10 protein-coding genes are annotated in these 9,979 nt (G+C 62.9%); 7 read left to right on the top strand and 3 right to left on the bottom strand.

Going from position 1 to position 9,979, the window contains the following annotated elements:
- Nucleotides 1-18 precede the first annotated feature (18 nt).
- The 3 genes from E0T84_RS22510 to E0T84_RS22500 are packed head-to-tail and all read right to left on the bottom strand — an operon-like array spanning nt 19 to nt 2,072.
- The gene (locus tag E0T84_RS22510; protein WP_138745634.1) at nt 19-735 is read right to left on the bottom strand and encodes a hypothetical protein; all 717 of its coding nucleotides are present in this window, start codon (nt 733-735) and stop codon (nt 19-21) included.
- A gap of 7 nt (nt 736-742) precedes the next feature.
- Nucleotides 743-1,606, bottom strand: coding sequence for an RAMP superfamily CRISPR-associated protein (locus E0T84_RS22505; protein ID WP_138745633.1), 864 nt, complete (start codon nt 1,604-1,606; stop codon nt 743-745).
- Nucleotides 1,593-2,072: a hypothetical protein gene (locus E0T84_RS22500; RefSeq protein ID WP_138745579.1), complete on the bottom strand. Its 480-nt coding sequence runs from the start codon at nt 2,070-2,072 to the stop codon at nt 1,593-1,595. Before E0T84_RS22500 ends, E0T84_RS22505 begins: the two co-directional genes overlap by 14 nt.
- 1,304 nt (nt 2,073-3,376) lie before the next feature.
- On the opposite strand from E0T84_RS22500, the gene E0T84_RS32405 reads away from it, so the two are divergent.
- The 7 genes from E0T84_RS32405 (at nt 3,377) to E0T84_RS22460 (ending at nt 9,565) form a co-directional block, all read left to right on the top strand.
- Entirely contained in the window at nt 3,377-3,922 is a 546-nt protein-coding gene (locus E0T84_RS32405) for a hypothetical protein (protein ID WP_249383714.1), read from the top strand.
- A gap of 152 nt (nt 3,923-4,074) precedes the next feature.
- Nucleotides 4,075-4,338, top strand: a complete 264-nt coding sequence (locus E0T84_RS32765; protein ID WP_371726223.1) for a hypothetical protein — start codon at nt 4,075-4,077, stop codon at nt 4,336-4,338.
- A gap of 26 nt (nt 4,339-4,364) precedes the next feature.
- Nucleotides 4,365-5,183 (top strand): phosphoadenosine phosphosulfate reductase family protein, encoded by an 819-nt coding sequence (locus E0T84_RS22480; protein WP_138745632.1) that lies wholly within the window; start codon nt 4,365-4,367, stop codon nt 5,181-5,183.
- An 88-nt stretch (nt 5,184-5,271) separates the two neighbouring features.
- Nucleotides 5,272-6,159 (top strand): hypothetical protein, encoded by an 888-nt coding sequence (locus E0T84_RS22475; protein ID WP_138745575.1) that lies wholly within the window; start codon nt 5,272-5,274, stop codon nt 6,157-6,159.
- Between the two features lie 521 nt (nt 6,160-6,680).
- Nucleotides 6,681-7,562: an amidoligase enzyme gene (locus E0T84_RS22470; protein ID WP_138745574.1), complete on the top strand. Its 882-nt coding sequence runs from the start codon at nt 6,681-6,683 to the stop codon at nt 7,560-7,562.
- 37 nt (nt 7,563-7,599) lie between these two features.
- Nucleotides 7,600-8,373, top strand: coding sequence for a glucosamine 6-phosphate synthetase (locus tag E0T84_RS22465; protein ID WP_138745573.1), 774 nt, complete (start codon nt 7,600-7,602; stop codon nt 8,371-8,373).
- Between the two features lie 223 nt (nt 8,374-8,596).
- Nucleotides 8,597-9,565 carry a DUF4192 domain-containing protein gene (locus tag E0T84_RS22460; protein WP_138745572.1) on the top strand — a complete coding sequence of 323 codons (969 nt, stop codon included), beginning with the start codon at nt 8,597-8,599 and terminating at the stop codon, nt 9,563-9,565.
- Nucleotides 9,566-9,979 lie beyond the last annotated feature (414 nt).

The following is a 9,979-nucleotide window of genomic DNA, read 5'->3' as shown; positions in this document are numbered from 1 at the left end:
GGAGGGCCTGGCGACTGGTTACCGGGTGGGAGGGTACGTGACGGTTCGGCTGATGGGGTGGAGATAGGGAGGCCGGATGGCGGCCAGTCCTGTCGGGCCGCTGTGATGAATATTCGTCCGGTAGCAGCGCACCGGAATAGTCCGTCCGAGGACGCCAGGTTCGTGTTCGTGCCCAGCAGCCCACCAATCACGATCAGGGTCGGTGGTGATATTCCACCGGGAGACAACGCCTTCCCCGACACCGCGGTGCTTGCCGATACATGACAGGGAGGACAGTAGGTCGCCTATCTGGTCCGGGTCGCCGACTGCGCGCCAGGTGAGGGTGGTGACGGGGTGGGCGATGACGGGGATGAGTCGGTGTTGATAGCGGCCGCTGCGGTCGGAAACCACCTGGCTACCGCCTTCGGGAGTGAGAGTTTGCAGGCGATGCCTGTTGGTGCGCGATAGCCGCCAACGAATATCGGGATCGTCATAGGTTCTGGGGTGGAGGTCGGAGAAGGTCGCCATCCAGTGCCAGTCGGGGTCTGTTTCAGGATCACCGCAGCGTGCCAGGGGAAGGTCGAGCTGCTCGGGTGACTGCTCATGGTGGTAGGTGAGGAAGGTGCCAGCCTCGCGGGCAGCCCACTTGCGCCGGTGCCACAGCACCGAGGCCAGGAGGCCGTCGAGCGCGATTCCCCACGGCCTCGACAGCACTACCCCGTGCGGTGTCGTGGCGGTGACGCGGAGCGGAATCATCATGGGGTCAGGTGAGCTCAGAGAGGACTTGGATCGCTTCGTCACGGTGTGTGGCGAGGTCGGCGGCCCAGTCGACATCTGCGCCTGGCATTTCGCCGGATTCCACGGTGGCACTGACGGTGGCGGTGACTCGGCCATGGCCGGCAGCGATCCGCCCGCCGAGATGGCCGCGGAGGGCGAACGTGTCGAGGATGTCGCGGAGGAAGGCCAACTGGCTGGGGGTGGCGTTATTGATGGTCACCTCGGTCTGGAGCCGGGTGCCGGCGGGCAATGTCTCCATGCCGTACTGCCCGAGCGGGCTGGTCTTGTCGTTGGAATCGGTGTGCGGTGCGGAGCGGCCCGCTCGGCGGTGATCAGAGAGATGACTGAACGATTCGTCGGCCATCGCTGAGATGTAGGGCAGGGGAGTGCCGTGTGGCGGGCGTTTCAGAATGTGGACGAGTTCAGCGAATTCGGGAAGTACCTTGTCGACGATCGTCAGGCCGGACAAAACGCGGCCGGATGCGTTGCCGCCGAAAACAGCTACTTGCGGCAGAAGCTGTTTTAGCCGCCGCTCTCCCTCATCGGTCATGGGGCGTGCCGATTTGGCCAGCCGCCCGCCGTTGGTGAGCAAGTGCGCTGCGGGTATCGGCAGGATGCCCTCATAATCCAGGATCTCAGCGGTGAACTGCTCGCCTATGCGCCTGAGAACACCGCGGAAACCCGACCCGGACACGATGGGAACCTGAATCGGTCGGTCGTCGACAGTGATGATCTTTTCCCGGCGGAACAAGCTGAAGTTGTCGGAGCCCTCCGCGCCGTAATTCTCCCGGTGCACGATCGAGGACTGTGCCACGATGTCGATGTCGAATCGAACATTATTGAGCGGCACGGGGTTCACCTCTCTCGATATCGAGATTAACGACTTGGCGTTGCGCGGCAACTGCTTCCGCGATGATCCGTACTCGCAAAATAAGGGCCGGGAGATGCTCACGAAACTCGGTGATCACCGGGATCGGTGGTTCACCGAGGAGGATCGCCAGTTCGAGACGTCGATCCTGCTGCCGGGGTGAAGCGGCCCCGAGCCTGACGGACGCTTCTGACCACCAGCCATCAAGGGAATCGTGTCGATAGGCGGCGTGCCGGACACGTCCGGGCAACTGTTTATCCCAGTACGTTTTGCGGCTGTCGGCGACCCAGCTTTTCTCCCAGTCGATCGCGTAATGCAGCAACAGCAGGAGCCGTTCAGCGGTGTCTGCTGGGGCGGGTCGGTCGGGCTCGTCGAGGACTTGCTTGCGGTGAGGGGGAAGTTCGGGGACCAGCGCTTGCCATCGCTGGGTTGGCATGAGCTCGGCCATAGAGGCCAGCGTATCGACGTCCTGAGCGTCGGCACGGGACCTCACGGTGCTGGTGCTGCAGGGAGTTTAGCGATGAGAGCCCTGGTGGCAGCCCACACCGGTGGGGTCGATCGCCAAGGCCCCAGGCGTGACCAGGCGGCGAGAATGGGTTCCCACTGTTGTCTTGGATGGGACGTGAGGAGCGCTGGTGGGGGTGCGGGGTCACAGAGCCGCTTCCATGGGCGCAGTGCCGGCGTGGTTGTCTGCTGGAGAGCCCGTAGCAGGGACCAAAGCCAGGCGGCATCGTTGAGGCGTTGCGCTGCGGCCGCGTCCCAGAGCATGACGAAATTGTCGGTGGCTAGGTGACCCCATTCAGCGGTCGGCAGGATGTGACGGCCCCGGCGAGCACCGCCAGTCGGCACCACGGCAGCCTGGGCGCGGGTGAGCGAGCCGGCTGTCAGCACGTGGCATAGGGCCGAGCCGTCGTCGCAGTACTCCGTGACGTGGGTGGTCGTAATCAACATGGCTGGCTGGCGCGTCGGAGGGCGGCTGTAGGACCAGGCACACGGTACGCACAGCTTTCGGGATCCGAATTGCCACGTATCGAACCCGGTGAATTTCTCGCTGATGATGCGGCTACTGAGCACGGTGGGGCCATCGGTGCCGCAGCGACCACACCGGCCCGGCACCGGTGCTGGTGCCTCGACATCGGGCCGGCCCGCAGCGACCCAGGCCGCCGCAGCAGGGTCGGACAACATAGTGGCGCCCACAATAACGCCGAGCCCGACCGACCAATAGGTCAGTTGATATCGTGGTAGCTACGACATTCATACAAGGGTTGGGTGATGGTTCACCCGGGCGGTCCCGCAGCAGCTGGAAACAGCGTGCGGGGCCGCACCTCGTTCCCGAGCGTTTTCCGTTGACCTAAAGCTCCTGGGCTGCGAATGTGCTGGTTGAGACAACTGCCTCTATCAGGAGTGCGATAGCGCGTGGGTGCCAAAACGAACCGGCCCAACCAAGAACCGGTGGTTGACGTCGAGGGCGGCACGATCACCGACCGTGACGTCAAAGCGGCCAGGGAGGTCGCCGAAGACGTTATGAGCGAGCGTGCTTTCCAGCGCCTAAGCCACAGGATCGATGACGCCCTGCGCGATGATGACACAACTCTGACCCGGGCGACACGAGATCGGGACAGGGCGACTCCGCGTGATGTCAGTCACGTTGAGTCTTCACGGTTGCGCGCAGACCTGCCGGCGCAAGGGGAATTCCGCGAAGCGCTGAGCGGACGTCAACGCAAACTTCGCTCTGCCACCAAGAATCAGGTCATGACTCGTGCGCACGCGTCCCAGCATCGGGCCGTGCGAACCATGCTCGGCGACGAGAGTCCCCGGCAATGGCGTCGGATCAACCGAGAACTGCACCGCGCATCCGGCGACGTCCATGAACTCGCTGACGAAGACCGGGTCACCGTACAGCGACTCGACCGGACGATTCAGTCCTACGAGCGACTCAACGACCGCACCCACAAGGTATACGTGGCGGTGGAGCTGCCGGACACACACCGAAATGTCCGCACACTCGAAGACCTACCGTCCTCGTTCCATCCCGGCTCTCTCGTGGCGTTCGACCAATTCACCATGGGCAAGCACAACATCCACGAAACACCTGGTCATGACAGCAACCGACATGTGGTCTTCGAAATCGTCACCAGCAGAGGCATGTACCTTGGCCGGTCCGACTCCGTAGAGGACACCACCCACATCCTGCCGCGCGGCATGATCTTCGAATCAACGGCGGCCAGCCACGCGCCCTACGAAACCGCTGACGGCGGATTCGACGAACGCATCATCGTGCAACTCAAGGAGTGGTGATGACAGACGACTGGATCGTGCACCCGAACCGATTCGAGATTGGCCGTGATGCTCCCGGCCGCAACGGCCACTTCCGGACAGTGAAGCGGCGCCCCACCATCACTAAGTCAACGTGCATAGCGCGAGTAACGTTGCCGCGCAGTATGTCCCACTTGGCTGACGAGGACGGAACTATCACCTTCGCGGGTCTCGACTGGTGGTTCGTGGTTGGCGTGGCCCGCACATTTGCCCGAGACCATCTCGATGGGGAGGTGTTGGCGCCATTCGGATTCAAGCGGCGAGGCACCTGGTGGTGGTGGGACGACACAATGACCGACGAGTCGATCCTCGATGCGCCTGAGGCTGCCGAACACGTCCGTGAGTACATTCTGGCGCTGTTCCCCTCCGCGACAGTCGACCTGACCGACCAGCGGTGACAGGCACATCGGCCGCCGCGGCGTCCATGGACATGCAGACTCTTCGGGCGATCGCCGCGCGCCGCCGCGGCCCGAAGACCTACGCGCACCTGCTCGACCGTATCGGGGCCCATCTCGACGAATACGACGGGTTCGTGGCCTGGAGCGGAGGTAAAGACAGCACAGTGGTCGTCGACCTCGCGCGCCAGGTCGACCCACACATTCCCGTCGTGTTCTACGACTCAGGGCTACAGTTTCCTGAAACCCTCCACTATCTAGAGGATCTGGCGGCTGCGTGGGGGCTGAACTTCCACGTGATCGCAGCAGTGCCGGACCTGCTGACGTTGCTGATCGCCGGAGGCGGCTTCGATCACGCTGCCCCTGATCGAACCTTGAAAGGCAGTCTGGCCGACATCATGATCACCGGTCCGGCGCGCCAAGCACACCAGCGATTCGGTCAGGGGTCACTGTGGGGTGTGCGGTCCGAGGAATCGACTGCACGGCGCAGCCTCTATCGCAGTCGTCTAGCGGTTGAAACCGCGGCCCACGCTGAACGAGACCGCGAGAAGGTGCGCGCTGAATACGGAGGGCTCGTCCGTCGTCTGGACGGTACGGTCACTCTCGGGCCAATCTGGGACTGGCAACGGGCACAGGTGTTCGAGTACCTCGCCGGCCGCGACGTCAGGCTCAATCCGCTGTACGAGAAGCTGGCGGCACTCGGGGCGCCTGAGCATCGTATCCGCGTCGATTCGATCCTGGACGCTAGCAAGCTCGCCAACGGGCACGTGGCATGGCTGCAGAAAGGCTGGCCGCATCTGTTCGACAGGTTGGTCTCAGCATTGCCGCGGCTTTGGGAATGGACATGAGGGTGCGGATTCCGCTGTTAGCATTGAGGTAGTGGGCAAGCCGCACCAGGCGGGCCCGAGGCCTTCACTTTTGGAGGGAAGTGCGACTATGAGTCCTGGATTGGCAGAGGTACTGCCTGCGGCGGGATGCAGGGAGGTCGATATCGACGAGCCGCTGCCCCCGCCGTATCGGGAATGGGATCTGACCACCCGCCGTAGTGCCTTGAGTCTGTGGCCGGAGGACCTCGCGCCGCTCTTTGGGATCAACGTCGCCCGATATCGCGTGCAAGAACCCGGTGAGTGGAGCTTCAGCCCCGAACTCGCCACCGAATTGATCGCGCGTAAAGCAGTCGAAGAGTTGATCGCGATGGAAGCCTGGGTGTCCGGCGAGACCGACAGACTGATCGCCGCAGCACCGGCAGAGGGCACCGTGGTACTCGATGCGGTGCTCGACCAGGACCTGTTCACCTTGGACTACCCCGAGGCGCACACCTACCGGCGCAGGGCCGCCTACCCGGTGACGCTTCAGCACGTTGCAGTCGGCCGCGCCGCGGCCGAGCTGACCCGCCGGGACCGCGACGTAGAAGTCTTTCGCGGTGACCGGCACTTCGACCTGACCGCCGGCCGACTGGCGATCGGGCTCGGAAAGAAGGAAACCGCACATCTGTTGGGGCTCAACGTCAAAACCTTTCAAACGTCGGAGCGCGGAACCAAGCCGCCGTCCGGCGCGACGCTCGACGAACTGCAATCCATCGACGACTTCATCACCGCGGCCGCCGGCAGCCTTCAGATCAGCGGCGAAGGCTCCGTGAGCATCATCCGGATTCTCGACGACCAAGCGCAGTTCGAGACGGCCTACCCGAAAGCCTGCGCGCGGCGAAGCGGCACGCCATATCCGGTCAGAGTTTTGCGCGTGGCAGCCGTCCGGCGAGCACACGCCCTGGAGCAAGTCGGCCAGTCGGTACGATTCGCCACCGCAGCAGAGTCAACTACCTGATCAGCCCAGATACGGACAGTCGCGGAGACTTGGCACTGAGACCCTGAGACCAGGTAGCAAGGAAACGCCCGGCCCACGTAGGGGTCAGTCAGTGCACTGCGTTGTATGCGGCCTCGATCGCAGCCGGAATCCTGCCGCGCTTAGACACCCTTAGGGCCGTTGGCTGCGGCCCATTCCCGGATCACCCGGGTGCGTTCGGGACCCGAGGGTGCTGCGCTGGTGGCCTTGGAGCTTATCTCGTGCGCTCATATTGAGAATCGCTGCGCGCAACCTCCTGGCGTGAGGAAACCGTCGCGGCCTAACTCAACCAGGCGCCCGGCGAGCCGGGAAAACTGTCCAACGTTATCCCCTGGCCCACCTACCACCACCCCACCCGATACGAGGGTGGGGTGGTGGTAGGTGGGCAAAACCCTTTGTGCTGCAGGGGAATTACCCGGAATTTGTCGGTGGTAATCGATAGAATGGGGCTGTAAGGCAAGCCGCCCAGGCAGGCCTGTTCTAGAGGGAAGGCGTCATTTCTCATGCCATCAACCACGCTCATCACCACCCATTACTGCGATTGCTGTGGGGGTGAAGTCGACACGAATTACGGCTATTTCTGTGACAGCTGCGCAGTGTGGCGCTGCGACAATTGCGGCCCGTGCGGCAGTGACAATGACCGGGATTGCCGTGTCCGCGCGTATGACTACCGACCGAGCCGGTTTCGGCCGAAAGGCAACTACCGCACAGAGACACTGTTCGGTATTGAACTCGAAGTCGGTGGCCGGAAGTCGTCCATCGCCGATGCGGTGGCCGACTTCGACGATTCCGAACGCCACCTCTATATGAAAGAGGACGGGTCGATTCGGGGTGTCGAAATCGTCACACACCCGATGACGCTGGCATGGGCGCGGCAGTTCCCGTTCTCGGAACTGCTGTGTTCCCTGCGAGATACCGGGTGCTACGTCAACGACGGGTACGGATTGCATGTTCACGTGTCCCGCAACGCGTTTCAGCGGGACGGCAAGCAGTCTGCGGCGCATCAGATGATGTGGCTGTTGTTCATGTACCGCAACGTGGTCGAACTCGAAAAGTTGGCGCGCCGGTCGTCGGAGCGTTGGGCGGGGTTCCACAAACCGCTGCCGGGTGAATTGGCGCGCAAGGCGAAGACGATCCGCCGCGATGACCGCTATGTCGCGGTGAATTGCAACAACGCCAAGACATTCGAGCTGAGGTTCTTCAAGTCCACGCTGGACGAGCAGGAATTTTACGCGGCGCTGGAATTCGCCGATGCGAGTGTGCGGTACACGAGGGCAATCACGATCCAGGACGTGGTTCGCGGCAAAGCAATCACCTGGGCGCATTTCACGAAATGGGTGAAGCGTCATAACTACCGGTACCTCGCCGCCGAAATCAGCCGATAGCCCACCTATTCACACACTTTTACGAAAGACACCTACCATGTGCATTTTGAGCTATTTGCCGCCGGAAACACCCGTCGATGTGGACGGCCTGTTCAATGGCGGGCTACACAATCCGGACGGCCACGGTTGGGCACTTGTGGCTGACGATTCGATTATCGCGGGCAAGTCGCTGGACCTGGCCGACGCGCTCGACGCGTTCGTGACGGCCCGAGAGCGCTACCCAGAGGGTCCGGCCCTGTTCCACAGTCGGTGGGCCACCCACGGAAGTGTGAGCGTGGGCAACGTGCACCCGTTCCCAGTGGGTGGGTCACCACAGACAGTGGTGGCGCACAACGGGATCTTGCCCAAGGCCGTGCATCCAGGGCCGGGGGACGATCGATCGGACACACGAAAGTTCGCCGATGAGATCCTGCCTACGCGGTTTCGTCGGCTCGACAAGATCGGGGTGCAACGGGCGCTGTCGCAGTGGTGTGGCAAGTCCAACAAACTGGTGATCCTGACGGTGGACGACCGGTATCGATGCAGTTCGTACCTCGTGAATGAGGCTGCCGGGCAGTGGGACACCGGGACGGGCATTTGGCACAGCAACAGCGACTACTTGTATGCGCCGAAGTGGCCGATGCCTGTGGGTGCTGTGACGGCACGGTTGGACTACTTCGGATGCGCGGTATGCGGCGACGGGTTCGTTGACCGTGACGGCTACTGCATGGACTGCCGGTCATGTCAGGACTGCTTAGAGCACGTTCGGGACTGCATGTGCTGGTGCCGGACGTATATGGCGATGGGGCAGTGGGACAAGTTGTCCGGATAGCCGTGGTGAAGAGCGGCCTGGTTCCGAGTGACCACGGAACCAGGCCGCTGGCCGGCCGCGGTCTACCTCCACCCCACCCGATACATGGGTGGGGTGGAGGTAGACCGAAAGATGATGGCTACCTGCGTATTTAGAGGGGGTTTTGTGTCGGTGGCGATCCGTAAAATCGCGGATGTAGGGCAAGCCAACCGTGGCGGGCCTCAAAACCCGGGAGGGATGTGTCATGAAAAAGGTTCGGATGCTGGGCAATCTGGTGTGCAATATTGTGGCGGTACTGGGATTTACTCCGGTGGAATCGCTGGTGTTGGTCGTGATCCGCGCGGGTGGGCTGGATGCTGTGATGCGGGTGGATCTGTGCGATGCCGTGGCGGATGGAGCTGCGGGGAGGTTGGCCGAACTGGTGGCCTGCCAGGATGCCGATGCCGATGGCGCGGTGGCGGTGATCGTGTCGGAGGAAGGGGTGATGCGCTCAGCGTGCAGTGAGCAGCTGCGGGGGATGGTTTGCGAAGCGGCGTCGGAGTTGGAGCGACGTGGAAGCCAGCTGTTCGAGGTGATCGTGGTCGATCGGATCGCGGCGGGTGGACGCTGGTTCTGCCTCGATGACAGTGCAACTGGTGGTGTGCTCGATGACCCTGCGTCCTCGGTGCTGGCGGCGGCGGTAGTGGCAGAAGGGCGACGTATGTTTGGCTGCCGTGCAGAGCTGGAGGAGCTGGTGGCCGTTGACAACGCGCGACTTGCTGCGGTCGCGCCGCTGGTGGGTGAGGCCGAACCTGTCGAGGATGTCGTGGCTGCAGTGCGGTTGGCCGTGGATGCGATGCGTCAGACGGCAAGCGGAGGGCAGCTACCAGATGTGGTGCTGGCTGGGGTCGGCTGGTCATTGGGTGACGTACGGGTGCGCGATGCGCTGTTCAACATGGGCGGGCTAGAGGAGATGATGGCGGCTGAGCAGTTGTGGACGCGGTTGGCGCGGGTATTGCCTGCGCCGTTCCGGGCTGAAGCGTTGACGCTGCTAGCAATGTCGTGTTTCCTGCGCGGTGAGGGGCCGGTGGCCGGTATCGCGCTGGAGGCGGCGCTGGCGGAGAATCCTGAGCACCGTATGGCCGGCATGCTCGATACCGCCTTGCAAAGCGGTATGCGGCCCGAGCAGTTGCGAGGGCTGATCGCGGGGATCCGGCCGGCAGTGAGCGTGTAGCGGATCTGTGCATTGCGGCGTAATTGTGTGGGTGGTGGTCGGTTTGTTCCGGAGTGGGTGATTCGGGTATGGCTGGGTAGGTGGTTGGGTGTTGGCGCGTGAGCGCCGTTGTGGTGGATTGTGTTGTGGTGCAGTGGTGTTGGTTGTTTTGGTGTATGATGAGGGTATGGTGTTGGTAGGCAAGGGGTTTGGTGTTTACCGCGAAAGCGGTTGTAGCACAATGGAAAATGGGAGAGATGCAGGTGTGGTTACGGTCATCGCGCCGCGTCAGCGGCGAGAGTTGCGGGTCGCCGGCGCGGCGCAAACCGATTCGAGTCAACCGCGTAAGCGGTTGGCGGGTAACATGATTCGACCGGGCTTGCCCGGTCGCTAATCCGGAGGCGGCAGGGCCGCCTCGGAAAACAACCTGTCTCT

Source organism: Mycobacterium sp. DBP42 (genome assembly GCF_005924235.1).
Classification (GTDB): domain Bacteria; phylum Actinomycetota; class Actinomycetes; order Mycobacteriales; family Mycobacteriaceae; genus Mycobacterium; species Mycobacterium syngnathidarum.
The sequence above is the reverse complement of the archived record's forward strand: the minus strand, read 5'-3'. Positions and strand labels throughout refer to the sequence as shown.

What these genes read in the sequence shown, in the direction of transcription:
- E0T84_RS22510 (WP_138745634.1), bottom strand. Translation starts at nt 735, where the DNA reads ATGATTCCGCTCCGCGTCACCGCCACGACACCGCACGGGGTAGTGCTG.
- E0T84_RS22500 (WP_138745579.1), bottom strand. Translation starts at nt 2,072, where the DNA reads ATGGCCGAGCTCATGCCAACCCAGCGATGGCAAGCGCTGGTCCCCGAA.
- E0T84_RS32405 (WP_249383714.1), top strand. Translation starts at nt 3,377, where the DNA reads ATGACTCGTGCGCACGCGTCCCAGCATCGGGCCGTGCGAACCATGCTC.
- E0T84_RS22480 (WP_138745632.1), top strand. Translation starts at nt 4,365, where the DNA reads ATGGACATGCAGACTCTTCGGGCGATCGCCGCGCGCCGCCGCGGCCCG.
- E0T84_RS22475 (WP_138745575.1), top strand. Translation starts at nt 5,272, where the DNA reads ATGAGTCCTGGATTGGCAGAGGTACTGCCTGCGGCGGGATGCAGGGAG.
- E0T84_RS22470 (WP_138745574.1), top strand. Translation starts at nt 6,681, where the DNA reads ATGCCATCAACCACGCTCATCACCACCCATTACTGCGATTGCTGTGGG.
- E0T84_RS22465 (WP_138745573.1), top strand. Translation starts at nt 7,600, where the DNA reads ATGTGCATTTTGAGCTATTTGCCGCCGGAAACACCCGTCGATGTGGAC.
- E0T84_RS22460 (WP_138745572.1), top strand. Translation starts at nt 8,597, where the DNA reads ATGAAAAAGGTTCGGATGCTGGGCAATCTGGTGTGCAATATTGTGGCG.